The sequence below is a fragment of the Modestobacter sp. SYSU DS0875 genome (assembly GCF_054050915.1).
This window is the reverse complement of sequence record NZ_JBJHAH010000048.1, coordinates 1-14,494: the sequence shown is the minus strand read 5'-3', so window position 1 is coordinate 14,494 and position 14,494 is coordinate 1. Positions and strand designations below refer to the sequence as shown.

Sequence of the window (14,494 nt, the reverse complement as noted above, 5' to 3'; positions counted from 1 at the left end):
CCACCCCGGACGGCGTGGGCCGGTACAACCACTTCGCCGGCAGCGACGGCTCCTCGATCTACTGGACCCCCGACACCGGTGCGCACGAGGTCCGCGGCGCGATCCGTGCTCGCTGGGCGGAGCTGGCGTGGGAGCGGGGGTCGCTGGGCTACCCGGTGAGCGGGCAGTACGAGGTCGCGGACGGACTGCGCAGCGACTTCCAGGGCGGGGCCATCGTGTGGAACCGGGACACGGGCGACACCGAGGTGCTGCTGGCGGACTGATCCCCGACCGCGGACCCGCCCGCCGTCGGTCACCCGGCGATGCGGGTGCACTCCGGGCAGCGGTCGGTGCCGGAGAAGGCGAGCCAGTCCTGGTCGGCGACGGCGGAGACCAGCACGCCGCAGACCGACTGGTCCAGGCCGTCCACGACGGGCCCGGCGACGGCGTGGGTCAGCGCGCTGCTGCTGCGCGGGTCGTGCGCCACGGAGGCGACGTGGGTGCCCGAGAGCTGGGTGCCGATCAGGGAGAGGCTCGCCGTCATGGGCAGCAGCCTGCCGGACGAACATGACGATCTGACGTCGACCAGACGTTGATCCCGCGATGGTCCGTCACACGAGCCCGCGGCCAACGGCGAGATTGGCCGATCGCGATCCGGAACGGGTCAGCGGTCGCCGGCCGGGGTAGGAGCGCCGGCAGCCCGAGCCGCGCCCCGCCCCGCCACCGCCTCCCAGGAGGTCGCCATGACCCGATCCCACCGCGTCTCCACCCGCAACGGTCAGCCGCTGGTCAACCAGAACGACCCCGAACGCCGGACCAGCGTCGAGCGCCTCATCACCGCCCAGGACGCCGCGACCGACACGTCGGACGCGGGCGGCGGTGACAAGAACGCGCCCAACGCGCGCGGGTTGTTCCAGGAGCACAGCTGGCTGGTGCCGGTCACCGCCGTGGCCGCCATCCTCGCCGCGTTCGGCCTGATGATCGCGCTCACCGCGCTGGCCGGCGGCACGGCCTCCTTCGGCGGCTGACGCTCAGCGCCGGACGGCGTCCAGGTAGCGCAGCACCGCGCTGACCCGCCGGTCGGTGGCGTCGGTGGGCGGCAGGTCGAGCTTGGCGAAGATGCTGCGGATGTGCTTGTGCACCGCCCCGTCGGTGACCACCAGCCGGCCTGCGATCGCCGCGTTCCCCAGCCCCTCGGCCATCAGCGCCAGCACCTCCCGCTCGCGCGCGCTCAGCCGGTCCAGCCCGGCGTCCGGCCGGGACCGGGTGAGCAGCTGCGCGACCACCTCCGGGTCGATCGCCGTCCCGCCGTCGGCCACCCGGTGCAGCGCGCCGAGGAACTCCTCCACCCGGCCCACCCGTTCCTTGAGCAGGTAGCCCAGCCGCCGCGCCCCGCCGGCCAGCAGCTCGGTGGCGAACGCCTGCTCCACGTACGCCGAGAGCACCAGCACCGCCAGCTCCGGCTGCCGGCGCCGCGCCTCGACCGCGGCCCGCACCCCCTCGTCGGTGTGCGTCGGCGGCATCCGGACGTCGACGATCGCCACGTCCGGCCGGTGCTCGTCGACCGCGGCCAGGAACCCGTCCGGTTCCGCCGCGGTGGCCACCACGTCGAGGGACTCCGCGCGCAGCAGCAGCGCCAGCCCCTCCCGCAGCAGCGCGTCGTCCTCGGCGATCACGATCCGCACGGCAGCTCCACCTCCAGCGTCGTCGGCCCGCCCGGCGGGCTGGTCAGCGTGAACACCCCGTCGTGCGCCTCCACCCGCCGGCGCACCCCGGCCAGGCCGGAGCCCCCGCCCCCGACGGCGCCGCCCTCCGCGGCGCCGCCGTGCCCGTCGTCGGTGACCGCGAGCGCCAGCCGGTCCCCGTGCCGGCGCACCGTCAGCCGCACGGACGACGCGCCGCTGTGCCGGGCCACGTTGGTCAGCGCCTCGGCCACCACGAACCACGCGGTCGCCTCCACCGACGCCGCGCAGCGCCCCGGGACGTCGACGTCGACCGTGCACGGCACCGGGCTGGACGCCGCCAGCCCGCTCAGCGCCCCGGCGAGCCCGCGGTCGACCAGCACCGGCGGCAGGATGCCCCGCGCCACGGACCGCAGCTCGGCCAGCGCCTGCTCCGCGGCGTCCTGCGCCCGCTCCAGCAGCTCCTCGGCCGCGGGCGGGTCCCGGTCCAGTGACCGCCGCGCCGCGCCCAGCAGCACGGTCACCGCGACCAGCCGGTTCTGCGTGCCGTCGTGCAGCGACCGCTCGATCCGCCGCAGCTCCGCCAGGTGCGCGTCCAGCGCCGCGGCCCGGGTGGCGGTCAGCTCGGCCACCCGCAGCGTCAGGTCGGTGCCCGGGGGCGGGCCGAGCAGCCGGGCCACCACCCGGCGCTGGAAGCGGGCCATCAGCGGGGTCGCACCGACCGTGAGCGCCGCGAAGCCCAGCCCCAGCAACGACACCGCCGCGGCGTCGGCCCAGCCGGACACCGGCCACCACCACGGCGAGCCGAACTCCTCGGGCGCCAGCGCCCGCCAGTACAGCGGGTAGGTCAGGTCCCGGACGGCGTAGACCGGCAGCGCGATCCCCGCCAGGTCGAAGACCAGGCCGACGGTGCCGTGCCCGGCCACCCAGACCAGCTCCCGCCGGACGGCGGGATCGGCCAGCGCTGCCCGGGACGACGCCGGCAGCGGCTCGGGGCTCAGCACGTCCGGGCCCCACCGGCTCAGCCTGGCGCGTTCCCGGTCGGCCAGCCACCGCACGGCCCGCAGCGCCCCGGGCACGAGCAGCAGCCCGACCCCGACCAGCGAGAGCACGGACACCACGACCAGCCAGAGCAGCAGGCAGAACGCGAGCAGCGCCGTCCCCAGGCCGCCGCCGAGCTGCTCGAGCGCGGCGAGCACCGACCGGCCACCGCCCCAGCGGGTGCGAGCGGACGACGACGGGTGCGGCACGGCCCAGACGCTAGGTCCGCCGGTGACCCCACGTCACGCGAACCAACCCAGGAGTACAGCCTGCTGTACCTGGAAGAGGCCAGGTCAGGGGATCGAGAGCGAGCCCGTGCCGGACGAACCTCGACGGGGACACCACACCCACAGGAGGACCCCGTGCCCGATCCTCACCGCATCAACGGCAACCCGCAGGCCCCGCCGGCCCGCCGCACCGACGCCCACCCCGTGCGGACCCTGCTGTGGGTGGTGCTCGCGCTCAGCGTCGCCGGCAACAGCCTGGCCTCGCTCGGCGTCCTGCCGCTGGCGCTCAACATCGCCTTCGGCCTGGTCACCGCGGCCTGCGTCGCCGCGCTCGTCGTCGACCACCTCCGCCGGCGATGAGCGCCCCCACGACCGCGACCGGCGACCGGCGAGCGGAGCTGCCGGAGCCGGCTGTGGTGCTCCGCTCGGTGAGCAAGGTGCACCCCAACGGCGTCCGCGCGCTGGACGACGTCTCCCTCAGCGTGCCGCGCGGCACCTTCCTCGCCGTCATGGGCCCCTCCGGCTCGGGCAAGAGCACGCTGCTGCACTGCGCCGCGGGGCTGGACACCCCCACCGGCGGCGAGGTGCTGCTGGCCGGCGAGGAGATCGGCCGGCTGGACGAGACCCGCCGCACCGAGCTGCGCCGGGGCCGGATCGGCTTCGTCTTCCAGTCCTACAACCTGCTGCCGGCGCTCACCGTCGCCGACAACGTCACCCTCCCGCTGCGGCTGGCCGGTGCCCCGCTCGACCGCGACTGGGTGCGGTACCTGCTGGACCGGGTCGGGCTGGGCGGGCACCTGGACCGCCGGCCGGCCGAGCTCTCCGGCGGGCAGCAGCAGCGGGCCGCGATCGCCCGGGCCCTGGTCGCGCGGCCCGCCGTCGTCTTCGCCGACGAGCCCACCGGCGCCCTCGACCGGGCCAGCGCCGCCGGCGTCCTCGGGCTGCTGCGCGAGCTGGTCGACGAGCTGCAGCAGACCGTCGTGATGGTCACCCACGACCCGGCCGCCGCCGCCGAGGCCGACCGCACCGTGGTCATGGCCGACGGCCGGATCGTCGACACCCTCGACTGGCCGACCGCCTCCGCCCTGGCCGCGCACCTGGTCGCGCTCGGGGAGGGCTGAGCCGTGCTGAGCCTGGCCACCGCGATGGCCCGCCGCCGGCTGGCCGCGCTCGTCGCCGTCTTCTGCGCGGTGCTCGGGGCCGCCGCCGTCGTCACCGGCACCGGCGTGCTGATGGAGTCCGGGCTGCGGTCGGACCTGTCCGCCGGCCGGCTCGCCGGGGCCGACGTCCTGGTCGCCGCCGACCAGACCGTGCAGCCGCCGGAGGACCTGCCGATCGCGCTGCCGGAGCGCGCGCCCCTGCCCGCCGACCTGGCCGGCCGGCTCGGCGAGCTGCCCGGGGTCACCTCCGTCGCCACCGACGTCAGCTTCCCGGCCGCGCTGCTGACCGGCGACGGCGCCGTCGTCGGTGCCGCCGACCCGGCGCAGGGCGGGCACGGCTGGTCCTCGATCGGCCTGCTGCCCGGCGCCGAGGTCACCGGCGCCGCCCCCGACGGGCCCGGACAGGTGGCGCTGGGCGCCGACCTCGCCGGCGCGGCCGGCCTCACGCCCGGCGACCCGGCCCAGGTCGTGGTCGACGGCGGCCGGCCGGTCGACGTCCGGGTCACCGCCGTCGTCTCCCCGGCCGGCGCCGGGGTGCTGCTCCCGGACGACGTCGCCGCGACGCTGCGCGGCGACGGTCCGCGGGCCGGCACGGTCGACCTGATCGGCCTGCGGGTCGAGCCCGGCACCGCCGACGACGTCGCCGCGGCCGCCCGCCGGCTGGTGGAGCCGCACGGCTTCGAGGTGGCCACCGGCGACGCCCGCGGCGAGCTGGTGCTGCCCGAGGCCGCCGCCGGCCGCTCGCTGCTGGTCGTGCTCGCCGGCTCGCTGGCCGGGGTGCCGCTGCTGGTGGTCGGCTTCATCGTCGCCGGGGCGCTGAGCGTCGGCATCGCCGGCCAGCGCCGCGAGCTCGCCCTGCTGCGCGCCGTCGGCACCACGCCCCGGCAGGTGCGCCGGCTGGTCGCCACGCAGGCCTCCCTGGTCGGCGTCGTCGCCGCCGTCCCCGGGCTGGCGCTCGGGTACCTGCTGGCCGGCCAGCTCCGCCGGCTGCTCGTGCACCTGGACATGCTGCCCGCCGAGCTGCCGCTGACGGTCTCCCCGCTGCCCGCGCTGGCGGCGCTGCTCCTGGTGCTCGCCGTCGTCCAGGTCGCCGCCCGCTCGGCCGCCTGGCGGGTCTCCCGGGAGCCGGTGACCACCGCGCTCGGGGAGTCGCGCACCGGGCCGAGGACGCCGTCGCGCACCCGCACCGTCGCCGGGCTGGCGCTGCTCGCGGCCGCCGTCCCGCTCGCGGTGGCCCCGCTGCTGGACCGCTCGGTGCTCGGCGCGGCCGGTACCTCGCTGGCGGGCATCGTCGCCGCCATCGGGCTGGCGCTGGCCGGGCCGGCGCTGCTGCGCGCGGTCACCGGCCGGGTCGTCCGGCTGCTGCCCGCGCGCACGTCGGCGCCGAGCTGGCTGGCGGTGGCGAACCTGCACGGATACGCGCTGCGCTCGGCCGGGGCGATCACCACGCTGGCGATGGCGGTGGTCTTCACGCTGACCTACGCCTTCTCCCAGACCACCGTGAGCGGGGCGGCCGGGCAGCAGGCCGAGGCCGGCACCCGGGCCGACACCGCCGTCGTCGCACCGGCCCTGGGCGGGGTGCCCGCGGACCTCGCCGCTTCGGTGGCGGCCGTGCCCGGGGTGGAGGCCGCGGCGCCGGTGAGCGCGACCACCGTCCTGTTCAGCACCCGCCTGCTGGGCGACGTGACCGTCGAGCCCGAGTCCGCGCTCGTGCTCACCCCGGACGCCGCCGGGGTGCTCGACCTGGGCGTCCGGGACGGTGACCTGGCCGACCTGCGGGACGAGACCGTCGCCGTCGGCCGCGGTGTGGCCGAGGTGGGTGAGGAGCTGCCACTGATGCTCGGCGACGGCACGGACGTCGAGGCCCGGGTGGTCGCCGTCTACGACCGCGACCTCGGGTTCGGCGGGCTCGCGCTGTCGGCGGACCTGGTCGCCGGGCACCGCACCACCGGCCTGGCCGACCAGGTGCTGGTGCGCACCGACGGCAGCCCGGCGACCGCCGACCGGCTCGCGGCGCTGGCCGGTGCGCGCCCCGGCGTCGTGCTGGACGACGCGGCAGCCGGCACCGGGCAGGGCGTGCCACCGGAGGTGTGGCTGAACGTGGCCGTCCTCGGGGTGCTGCTGGGCTACGTGCTGCTGGGCATCGCCAACGCGCTGGTCGCCGCCACCGCCCAGCGCCGCGACGAGCTCGCCGCGCTCCGGCTGACCGGCACCACGCCCGCGCAGGTGCGGGCGATGATGCGCCGGGAGGCCGGGCTGGTCGCGCTCGCCGCCGTCGCGGCGGGCGTGCTGGTGTCGGCCGTCCCGCTGGCGCTGCTCGGCATCGGCTTCCTCGGCCACCCCTGGCCGGCCGGACCCTGGTGGCTGCTGCCGGTGACCGCCGCCGTCGTCGTCGTGGTCGCGCTGGCCGCCATCGAGGTGCCGACCCGGCTGGCGCTGCGCACCGGGCCGGCCGAGACGCTGGCCCGGGCCACCTGACCCCAGCCGACAGCAGGGTCCTCCGGCCCGGGGACGGGGACCCTCGGCCCTGCCCCCGCGGCCGCGCCGTGCCGAGCATGGGAGGTGGGCGCCGCCCGGCGCCCACCTCGCACAGGGAGTGGTCATGAGCGTCGACACCGAGCAGCGTCCCGCCACGGCGGAGCAGCCGGCCGAACAGCCGGTCCACCAGCCGGCGGCGCAGCCCGCGACGGAGGAGCCGGGGCTGGAGGACCGCGGCTGGATGCTCGTCGCGGGCGTGCTGGTCGCGGCCGTGCTGGTCTTCGCGGCGATGGTCGCGCTGACGGCCCTGGCCGGCGGGGACGGCTACCCGCACTGAGTCACCCGCGCGGGCACTCCCGGCCGGTCACTGGCCGAGGTCGCGGTTCTGGCTGTGCTCGCTGAGCTGCGGCGCATCCGGGTCCGGGCCCGGCCGCGGTGGTCCGGCGGTGGCGTGCGCCCAGCACAGTCGGCACAGCTGGGTGGGCAGGGGCTCGACCAGTGGGTGACCCCCCAGCGCGCGCACCTCCACCCACCCCACGGCGGACTCTGCGGGAGACTGGGCCCCGCACTGGTCGCAGCGGTACAGCACGGTCATCGTGGTGCCTCCAGGGCGAGGAACGCCGGTGGTCCTCGGAACGGTACGTGGGGAGGTGGCTCAGGCGGTGGGCAGCAGCTCGGCCAGCTCGGCCTCGAACCACGCGTCGTCGAGGTCCTCGACCTCGTGCAGTTCGAGCTCGGCGAGCAGGGCGCGGGCGGTGGCGAGGTCCATGCCCCGACCCTGCGAGGCCGACCGCACGGGCGCCTCCAGCGATCCGCAAGGAAGCCGCAATCCACCGCCGGGCTCAGCCGCCGCGGTCGACCTCCGCCCGCACGACGCCCAGCAGCGCCGTCTGCAGCGTCTGGTCGGTGTGCTCGCCCCGGTCCAGCGCCTCCCGCGCCGGCCCCGGCAGCCGGCTGACCTCGAGGTCGTCCAGCCAGACGGTGTCCCCACCCACCTGGCGACCCAGCCGGAGCACGTCGCCGTCGCGGTGCACCAGGTACTCCTCGCCACCGAGCTCGATCGTCGTCGATCCACTCATGTCGCGACCCCTACCCGGTGGCGGCGCCCGGGTACACGCGGGGACGCCGCCCGGGCGCGTCGTCGGTCACTCTTTGCGGGCGTGTCGGCACGACGTGCTTCATGCTCGGAACGGTGGCGCCGATGGTCTCGATGACACCGGGACCGGATCCGCGGCGCCCGACGACCCGCAGCCCGGAGGTGCACGTGCCCCCAGCGACCAGGGTCTCGCTCCTCCCCGCCGACGTGCACGAACGCCGCCACGACGGCCAGCTGGAGGCCGGCCTGCTCGCCGGCGTGCTCGACGCCCTGCCCTCGCCCACGGTCCTCATCGACACCGACGGGACCATCCTGCTGGCCAACTCCGGCTGGACCGACGTCGCCGACGTGCTCGGCGTCGAGGAGCTGCGCATCGGGGTCGGGGGCAACTACTTCCAGCTGATCCTCGGCCTCAGCGACGACGCCCGGAACCGGCGGCGGGTCGCCGAGCTCACCGCGCTGTCGGAGGGCCGGCGGGAGACCGTCGCCACCGACTACGCGCTGCCCACCCCCGCGGGGGTCCGCTGGTACCACCTGCAGGCCGCCCGGGCCGATCAGGCCGGCCGGGTGGTGGTCACCCACACCGACGTCACCTCCCGGGTCCGTGCCGAGCGCGACTCCGCCTGGCAGGCCCGCCACGACCACCTCACCGAGCTGCCCAACCGGGCCCACCTGCACGAGCTCATCACCGCCGAGCTCGCCCGGCCCGACCGCGGCCCGGTCACCGTGCTCTTCCTCGACGTCGACGGCTTCAAGGACGTCAACGACACCCTCGGCCACGAGGTCGGCGACCACCTGCTGCGGCAGCTGTCGGCCCGGCTCACCGGGCGCACCCGGGCGGAGGACACCGTCGGCCGCCTCGGCGGCGACGAGTTCGTCGTGCTCTGCCGGGACTGCGACGTCGACGGCGCCCTCACCCTCGCCGAGCGCTTCCGGCGCACTTTCGACGAGCCCTTCCAGCTGGCGGGGGAGCGGATCACCGGACTCAGCGTGAGCATCGGCATCGCCACCGCCGGCAACGAGGACGTGCGCTCCACCGACCTGGTCCGCGACGCAGACCTGGCCATGTACGCGGCCAAGGCCGGCGGCCGCGACCGCGTCCGGGTCTTCACCCCCGAGCTGCGCTCGGCGGTCCGGCAGAAGGTGCTGGTCGCCGGCGAGCTGCGCGAGGCCATCGACGCCGGGCAGCTGGTGCTGCACTACCAGCCGGTGCTGCACCTGCCCAGCGGTGAGGTCAAGAGCGTGGAGGCGCTGGTCCGCTGGCAGCACCCCGAGCGGGGCCTGCTCATGCCGGCGGAGTTCGTCCCCGCCGCCGAGCACAACGGGGTGGTGGTGCGGCTGACCCAGTGGGTGCTGGCCGAGGCCACCCGGCAGGCCGTCGCCTGGGACCGGCTCGGCCTGCCGCTGGTCACCGGGGTCAACATCAGCGCCGCGCACTTCGCCACCGGCACGCTGGTCGCCGACGTCGACGACGCGCTGACCGCCGCCGGGCTGCCGCCGGAGCGGCTCCTGCTGGAGCTCACCGAGACCAGCGTCGCCGAGGACCCGCTGCGCGCCGCCGCGCAGTTCGCCCAGCTGCGGGTCGCCGGCGTCGAGGTCTCCATCGACGACTTCGGCAGCGGCTTCTCCTCGCTCAGCCAGCTGGTCTCCATCCCCGCCGGGCTGCTCAAGCTCGACCGGAGCCTGATCGCCGGCACCCGGGTGCGCCGCAGCGAGTCGGCCGCGGCGATCGCCGCCGTCGTCGGCCTGGCCTCGGCCTGCGGGATGCAGAGCCTGGCCGAGGGCGTGGAGACCGCGGACCAGCTCGCGCTCGTCACCGAGCTGGGCTGCACCTACGCCCAGGGCTTCCACATCGGGCACCCGATGCCCGCCGACGACCTCACCGCGTGGCTGCGCCGGCGGGTGGCCGGCCGCGGTGCCGAGCACCTGCCGCGGGGCTGACCGCCGGGCTCAGCCCGGCTCGCCGCGCAGCTTGCGGCGCGCCACCACCACCAGGTCGACCAGCGCGACGGCGGCCAGCACGAACAGCACGATCGGGAAGACCACCGGCAGCTGGTCGATGTTCAGCGCGATGATCCCGAACACCGTGCAGATCACCAGGCCGAAGGCGGCGAGCACCAGCCGCAGCGTCAGCGCGCTCCGGGCGGGGGCGGCCCCGCCGATGCCCGCGGTCGGGTCGTGGTGGTCGGGCAGTCCCTGTTCGTACTCCGTCCGGCTCCGGTCCTTGTGGGGTTCGCTCATGCCGGGTGCAGGTACCCGGGCGCCGGGCGCACTACCCTCGATCGACGTGGCCGCTGACTTCTCCGTCGTCCTGGACGAACTGAACACGACCCTCGCGTCGATCGAGGCCGTGCTGCGCGTCGACGACCTCCGCAAGCAGGTCGCCGAACTGGAGGAGCAGGCCGCCGCCCCGGACCTCTGGAACGACGTCGAGGCGGCGCAGGCGCTGACCTCCAAGCTCTCCTACCTGCAGGGCGACCTGCGCCGGGTCGAGGAGCTGCGCAGCCGTCTGGACGACGTCGCGGTGCTGCACGAGATGGCCGCGGAGGAGGACGATCCCGCCACCACCGCCGAGGCCGAGCGCGAGCTGACCAGCATCCGCACCGCCATCGAGGAGCTGGAGGTGCGCACCCTGCTGTCGGGCGAGTACGACTCCCGCGAGGCGCTGGTGACCATCCGTTCCGAGGCCGGGGGCGTGGACGCCGCCGACTTCGCCGAGATGCTGCTGCGCATGTACCTGCGCTGGGCGGAGCGGCACAAGTACCCGACCGAGGTCTACGACGTCTCCTACGCGGAGGAGGCCGGCATCAAGTCGGCGACCTTCGCGGTCAAGCAGCCCTACGCCTACGGCACCCTCTCGGTCGAGCAGGGCACCCACCGGCTGGTGCGCATCTCGCCCTTCGACAACCAGGGCCGCCGGCAGACCTCCTTCGCCGGGGTCGAGGTGCTGCCCGTCGTCGAGCAGACCGACCACGTCGACATCCCCGAGAACGAGATCCGGGTCGACGTCTTCCGCTCCTCCGGCCCCGGTGGGCAGAGCGTCAACACCACCGACTCCGCCGTCCGGATGACCCACATCCCGACCGGCATCGTCGTCTCCTGCCAGAACGAGAAGTCCCAGATCCAGAACCGGGCCGCGGCGCTGCGGGTGCTGCAGGCCCGGCTGCTCGTCGTCCGCCAGCAGGAGCAGCGCGCCGAGATGGACGCGCTCAAGGGGGAGGGGAGCAGCTGGGGCAACCAGATGCGCTCCTACGTGCTGCACCCATACCAGATGGTCAAGGACCTGCGGACCGAGGTGGAGACCGGCAACCCGGCGTCGGTGCTGGACGGCGACATCGACACCTTCATCGAGGCCGGCATCCGCTGGCGGCGACGGCAGGACGCCGAGGCCGCCTGAGGCCCGACGTCCCGGGGGTCCGCTGGGCTCCCGCACGGCCGACGCACAGACTTGCGGGGCGCGCCGGGCGAACGGGTCATCGTCCGGCGCGGGGCAGGTACCGTGGCGCCTCGTGATCGAATTGCAACACGTCACCAAGATCTACCCGACCAGCCCCCGGCCGGCTCTGGATGACGTCTCGATGCAGATCGACAAGGGCGAGTTCGTCTTCCTCATCGGGTCCTCGGGTTCGGGCAAGTCGACCTTCCTCCGGCTGCTGCTGAAGGAGGACAGCCCGACCAAGGGCGTCATCAAGGTCAACGACAAGAACCTGAGCACCATGAGCAAGTGGCAGGTGCCCAAGCTCCGCCGCACCATGGGCTGCGTCTTCCAGGACTTCCGGCTGCTGCGCAACAAGACGGTCGCCGAGAACGTCGCCTTTGCCCTCGAGGTGATCAACAAGCCGCAGCGCACCATCAAGCGGGTCGTGCCCGAGGTGCTGGAGATGGTCGGCCTGGACGGCAAGGAGAACCGGCTGCCCAACGAGCTCTCCGGTGGCGAGCAGCAGCGGGTGGCCATCGCCCGCGCGTTCGTGAACCGGCCGCTGGTGCTGCTGGCCGACGAGCCCACCGGGAACCTGGACCCGGAGACCAGCCAGGACATCATGCTGCTGCTGGAGCGGATCAACCGCACCGGCACCACCGTGGTGATGGCCACGCACGACTACCACATCGTCGACTCCATGCGGCGGCGCGTGATCGAGCTGAACGACGGGGTCCTCTCCCGCGACCAGTCTCGTGGCGTCTACGGCGTTGGCCGCTGAGGTGCGGGCCGCCGAGCCCGCCGTGCAGCTGAACGACACGACAGGGAACTGATGCGCGTCAACTTCGTCCTCTCCGAGGTGGCCGCCGGGCTGCGCCGGAACCTCACCATGACGGTGGCCATGATCCTGACCACGGGGATCTCGCTCGGGCTCATGGGCACCGGCCTGCTGATCGCCAACATGATCAGCGACATGCGCGAGATCTACTACGACAAGGTGCAGGTCTCGATCTACCTCACCGACGACGTCACCGAGGAGCAGCGCGACTCGATCGCCGCCACCCTCGCGAACTCGCCGGAGGTGGCCACCTTCATCTACGAGTCGAAGGCCGAGGCCTACCAGCGCTTCACCCAGCAGTTCCAGGAGCAGCCGGCGCTGATCGCCAACACCCCGGAGGACGCGCTCCCGGAGAGCTTCCGGGTCGAGCTCGTCAACCCCGAGCGCTACCAGGTCATCGCCGAGCAGTTCCCGGTCGGGCAGAACGGCGTCGAGGACGTCCGCGACGAGGGCGACTTCCTCGACCGGCTCTTCAGCCTGCTCAACGGGGCGCGCAACGCCACCATCGCGGTGGCGGTGGTCCAGGCGCTCGCGGCGCTGCTGCTGATCTCGAACACGATCCAGCTGGCCGCGTTCAACCGGCGCAACGAGACCAACATCATGCGGCTGGTCGGCGCCTCGCGCTGGTACACCCAGCTGCCGTTCATCCTGGAGGCGGCGCTCGCCGGCCTCATCGGCGCGGGGCTGGCGATCGGCGGCCTGGTGCTCACGAAGATCCTCTTCGTCGACAAGACGCTGGCCGGCCCGATCAAGGCCGGGATCATCCCACCGGTCGACTGGTCGGCGATCGCCGCGATCTCGCCGATCATCGCCGCGGCCGGCGTCGGCCTGGCCGCGATCGCCGCATACGTCACCCTGCGGCTGTACGTGCGGCTCTAGCGCCCGGACGAACGACCACGGCGCCGTGACCCCTCCGGGTCGCGGTGCCGTGATCGTTTGCGGCCGCTTCGTAGACTGGTGGGCATGCCGCGGGAACAGGGGCGCAAGCTCATCGCCCAGAACAAGAAGGCGCGGCACGACTACTCGATCCTCGACACCTACGAGGTGGGCCTGGTGCTCACCGGCACCGAGGTGAAGAGCCTGCGGGCCGGCCGTGCCTCGCTCGTCGACGGCTTCGCCTCTGTCGACGACGGCGAGGTGTGGCTGCAGCACGTGCACATCCCGGAGTACACCGAGGGCACGTGGACCAACCACACCCCGCGCCGCAAGCGGAAGATCCTCATGCACCGCGCCGAGATCGAGAAGCTGATCGGCAAGACCAAGGAGGGCGGGCTGACGCTCGTCCCGCTGGACCTGTACTTCAAGGACGGCAAGGTCAAGGCCACCCTCGCGCTGGCGAAGGGCAAGAAGTCCTACGACAAGCGGCAGGACCTCGCCGAGCGCGACTCGCGCCGGGAGATGGAACGGGCCTTCGGGCGCTACGTGAAGGGACGCCGGTGAGAGGGATCGCCTACGACCGCTTCGGGGACGTCGACGTGCTGCAGCTGCGCGACGACCTGCCCGAGCCGCCGGTGGGACCGGACACCGTGCTGGTCCGCACGCACGCCGCCGGGGTCAACCCGGTCGACATCGGCATCCGCGCCGGCGGCCTGGCCGGGTTCTTCCCGCACCACTTCCCGATCGTCCCCGGCTGGGACCTGGCCGGGACGGTCGAGGCCGTCGGCCCGGCGATCGTCGACTTCGCACCCGGCGACGAGGTGTTCGGCTACCTGCGCCGCGACGAGGTGCAGTGGGGGACGATGGCCGAGCTGGTCCCCGCCCCGCAGCGGTGCCTCGCGCACAAGCCCTCCTCGCTCTCCTTCGCCGAGGCCGGGGCGCTGCCGCTGGCCGGGCTGACCGCCTACCAGGCGCTCACCGAGGCGCTGGCCGTGGGCGAGGGCGACCGGGTGCTGGTGCACCGGGCCGCCGGCGGCGTGGGCTTCTTCGCCGTGCAGATCGCCGCGGCTCTCGGCGCGCACGTGATCGGCACGGCCAGCCCGCGCAACCACGGCTTCCTGCGTGACGCCGGGGCCGCGGAGGTGCTCGACTACTCGGCCGGCCCGATCAGCGAGCAGCTCACCGAGCCGGTCGACGCCGTCCTGGACCTCAACGGCGGGGACGCGCTCGCTGATGCGCCGAAGCAGGTGCGCGACGTGTCCCGGATCGCCAGCGTCGTCGACCCCGCGGTCAACGAGATGGGCGGCCGGTACGTCTTCGTCCGGCCGGAGCGGCACGACCTGGAGGAGCTCGGCCGGATGGCCGACGCCGGGCAGCTGCGGGTGGCGATCGCCAAGGCGTTCCCGCTGGAGCAGACCGCGCAGGCTCAGGAGCTGGTGGCCGGCGGGCACGTGCGCGGCAAGGTCGTCGTCACCCTGCGCTGACGACGACGGGGCGAGCATCGCCAGGGAGCACCAGCGACCGAGGAGCGCAGCGCCGGCGCCGGCGGAGCCGACGCGCCCACCCACCTCCCGCACAGTCGTGGGGGGGGGGGGGGGGGGGGGGGGGGGGGGGGGGGGGGGGGGGGGGGGGGGGGGGGGGGGGGGGGGGGGGGGGGGGGGGGGGGGGGGGGGGGGGGGGGGGGGGGGGGGGGGGGGGG

Annotated in this window: 18 protein-coding genes; 12 read left to right on the top strand and 6 right to left on the bottom strand. The window is 74.8% G+C overall.

Going from position 1 to position 14,494, the window contains the following annotated elements:
* Positions 1-263 (top strand): LGFP repeat-containing protein (locus ACI79Y_RS19225; RefSeq protein ID WP_457160033.1); only part of this gene is annotated, 263 nt, incomplete at its 5' end.
* 29 nt (positions 264-292) lie between these two features.
* Here the strand turns inward: ACI79Y_RS19225 and ACI79Y_RS19220 are convergent.
* A complete protein-coding gene (locus tag ACI79Y_RS19220; RefSeq protein WP_457160032.1) occupies positions 293-523 on the bottom strand; it encodes a hypothetical protein in 231 nt (76 codons plus the stop codon).
* A 199-nt stretch (positions 524-722) separates the two neighbouring features.
* Here ACI79Y_RS19220 and ACI79Y_RS19215 point away from each other — a divergent pair, with 199 nt between their 5' ends.
* On the top strand, positions 723-1,007 hold the full coding sequence (locus tag ACI79Y_RS19215; RefSeq protein ID WP_457139648.1) for a hypothetical protein: 285 nt from the start codon (positions 723-725) through the stop codon (positions 1,005-1,007).
* A gap of 3 nt (positions 1,008-1,010) precedes the next feature.
* Here ACI79Y_RS19215 and ACI79Y_RS19210 read toward each other — a convergent pair whose 3' ends face one another.
* Positions 1,011-1,664, bottom strand: a complete 654-nt coding sequence (locus tag ACI79Y_RS19210; protein ID WP_457160031.1) for a response regulator — start codon at positions 1,662-1,664, stop codon at positions 1,011-1,013.
* Positions 1,652-2,911 carry a sensor histidine kinase gene (locus ACI79Y_RS19205; protein WP_457160030.1) on the bottom strand — a complete coding sequence of 420 codons (1,260 nt, stop codon included), beginning with the start codon at positions 2,909-2,911 and terminating at the stop codon, positions 1,652-1,654. Before ACI79Y_RS19205 ends, ACI79Y_RS19210 begins: the two co-directional genes overlap by 13 nt.
* Positions 2,912-3,064: 153 nt before the next feature.
* Here ACI79Y_RS19205 and ACI79Y_RS19200 point away from each other — a divergent pair, with 153 nt between their 5' ends.
* The 4 genes from ACI79Y_RS19200 (at position 3,065) to ACI79Y_RS19185 (ending at position 6,904) form a co-directional block, all read left to right on the top strand.
* Complete coding sequence (locus ACI79Y_RS19200) at positions 3,065-3,289, top strand: hypothetical protein (RefSeq protein ID WP_457160029.1); 225 nt, start codon at positions 3,065-3,067, stop codon at positions 3,287-3,289.
* Positions 3,286-4,050 carry an ABC transporter ATP-binding protein gene (locus tag ACI79Y_RS19195; RefSeq protein ID WP_457160028.1) on the top strand — a complete coding sequence of 255 codons (765 nt, stop codon included), beginning with the start codon at positions 3,286-3,288 and terminating at the stop codon, positions 4,048-4,050. The genes ACI79Y_RS19200 and ACI79Y_RS19195 overlap by 4 nt, the downstream gene beginning before the upstream one ends.
* Positions 4,051-4,053: 3 nt before the next feature.
* Positions 4,054-6,567 (top strand): ABC transporter permease, encoded by a 2,514-nt coding sequence (locus tag ACI79Y_RS19190; protein WP_457160027.1) that lies wholly within the window; start codon positions 4,054-4,056, stop codon positions 6,565-6,567.
* Positions 6,568-6,691: 124 nt separating this feature from the next.
* Positions 6,692-6,904, top strand: coding sequence for a hypothetical protein (locus ACI79Y_RS19185; RefSeq protein ID WP_457160026.1), 213 nt, complete (start codon positions 6,692-6,694; stop codon positions 6,902-6,904).
* A 27-nt stretch (positions 6,905-6,931) separates the two neighbouring features.
* On the opposite strand, the gene ACI79Y_RS19180 is transcribed toward ACI79Y_RS19185, so the two are convergent.
* Together ACI79Y_RS19180 and ACI79Y_RS19175 are read right to left on the bottom strand one after the other, a co-directional pair.
* Positions 6,932-7,162, bottom strand: a complete 231-nt coding sequence (locus tag ACI79Y_RS19180) for a hypothetical protein (protein WP_457160025.1) — start codon at positions 7,160-7,162, stop codon at positions 6,932-6,934.
* A 247-nt stretch (positions 7,163-7,409) separates the two neighbouring features.
* Entirely contained in the window at positions 7,410-7,646 is a 237-nt protein-coding gene (locus tag ACI79Y_RS19175; RefSeq protein ID WP_457084495.1) for a hypothetical protein, read from the bottom strand.
* Positions 7,647-7,831: 185 nt separating this feature from the next.
* Here ACI79Y_RS19175 and ACI79Y_RS19170 point away from each other — a divergent pair, with 185 nt between their 5' ends.
* Complete coding sequence (locus ACI79Y_RS19170) at positions 7,832-9,604, top strand: putative bifunctional diguanylate cyclase/phosphodiesterase (RefSeq protein WP_457160024.1); 1,773 nt, start codon at positions 7,832-7,834, stop codon at positions 9,602-9,604.
* A gap of 9 nt (positions 9,605-9,613) precedes the next feature.
* Here ACI79Y_RS19170 and ACI79Y_RS19165 read toward each other — a convergent pair whose 3' ends face one another.
* Positions 9,614-9,904: a DUF6343 family protein gene (locus ACI79Y_RS19165; RefSeq protein ID WP_457160023.1), complete on the bottom strand. Its 291-nt coding sequence runs from the start codon at positions 9,902-9,904 to the stop codon at positions 9,614-9,616.
* Between the two features lie 46 nt (positions 9,905-9,950).
* Between ACI79Y_RS19165 and prfB the strand changes: the two genes are divergently transcribed.
* The 5 genes from prfB to ACI79Y_RS19140 all read left to right on the top strand — a co-directional run bounded on the left by prfB (position 9,951) and on the right by ACI79Y_RS19140 (position 14,279).
* On the top strand, positions 9,951-11,060 hold the full coding sequence (prfB, locus tag ACI79Y_RS19160; RefSeq protein ID WP_457160022.1) for a peptide chain release factor 2: 1,110 nt from the start codon (positions 9,951-9,953) through the stop codon (positions 11,058-11,060).
* Positions 11,061-11,172: 112 nt separating this feature from the next.
* Entirely contained in the window at positions 11,173-11,862 is a 690-nt protein-coding gene (ftsE, locus tag ACI79Y_RS19155) for a cell division ATP-binding protein FtsE (RefSeq protein ID WP_457084487.1), read from the top strand.
* A 51-nt stretch (positions 11,863-11,913) separates the two neighbouring features.
* Positions 11,914-12,798 (top strand): permease-like cell division protein FtsX, encoded by an 885-nt coding sequence (gene ftsX, locus ACI79Y_RS19150; protein WP_457160021.1) that lies wholly within the window; start codon positions 11,914-11,916, stop codon positions 12,796-12,798.
* An 84-nt stretch (positions 12,799-12,882) separates the two neighbouring features.
* Positions 12,883-13,359 carry an SsrA-binding protein SmpB gene (smpB, locus tag ACI79Y_RS19145; protein ID WP_457066169.1) on the top strand — a complete coding sequence of 159 codons (477 nt, stop codon included), beginning with the start codon at positions 12,883-12,885 and terminating at the stop codon, positions 13,357-13,359.
* The gene (locus ACI79Y_RS19140; protein WP_457160020.1) at positions 13,356-14,279 is read left to right on the top strand and encodes an NADP-dependent oxidoreductase; all 924 of its coding nucleotides are present in this window, start codon (positions 13,356-13,358) and stop codon (positions 14,277-14,279) included. The genes smpB and ACI79Y_RS19140 overlap by 4 nt, the downstream gene beginning before the upstream one ends.
* The last annotated feature ends 215 nt before the right edge of the window (positions 14,280-14,494 follow it).

Excerpts from the sequence above, each read along its gene's own strand:
- ACI79Y_RS19220 (WP_457160032.1), bottom strand. The coding sequence starts at position 523 with ATGACGGCGAGCCTCTCCCTGATCGGCACCCAGCTCTCGGGCACCCAC.
- ACI79Y_RS19215 (WP_457139648.1), top strand. The coding sequence starts at position 723 with ATGACCCGATCCCACCGCGTCTCCACCCGCAACGGTCAGCCGCTGGTC.
- ACI79Y_RS19195 (WP_457160028.1), top strand. The coding sequence starts at position 3,286 with ATGAGCGCCCCCACGACCGCGACCGGCGACCGGCGAGCGGAGCTGCCG.
- ACI79Y_RS19185 (WP_457160026.1), top strand. The coding sequence starts at position 6,692 with ATGAGCGTCGACACCGAGCAGCGTCCCGCCACGGCGGAGCAGCCGGCC.
- ACI79Y_RS19180 (WP_457160025.1), bottom strand. The coding sequence starts at position 7,162 with ATGACCGTGCTGTACCGCTGCGACCAGTGCGGGGCCCAGTCTCCCGCA.
- ACI79Y_RS19175 (WP_457084495.1), bottom strand. The coding sequence starts at position 7,646 with ATGAGTGGATCGACGACGATCGAGCTCGGTGGCGAGGAGTACCTGGTG.
- ACI79Y_RS19165 (WP_457160023.1), bottom strand. The coding sequence starts at position 9,904 with ATGAGCGAACCCCACAAGGACCGGAGCCGGACGGAGTACGAACAGGGA.
- ftsX (WP_457160021.1), top strand. The coding sequence starts at position 11,914 with ATGCGCGTCAACTTCGTCCTCTCCGAGGTGGCCGCCGGGCTGCGCCGG.
- smpB (WP_457066169.1), top strand. The coding sequence starts at position 12,883 with ATGCCGCGGGAACAGGGGCGCAAGCTCATCGCCCAGAACAAGAAGGCG.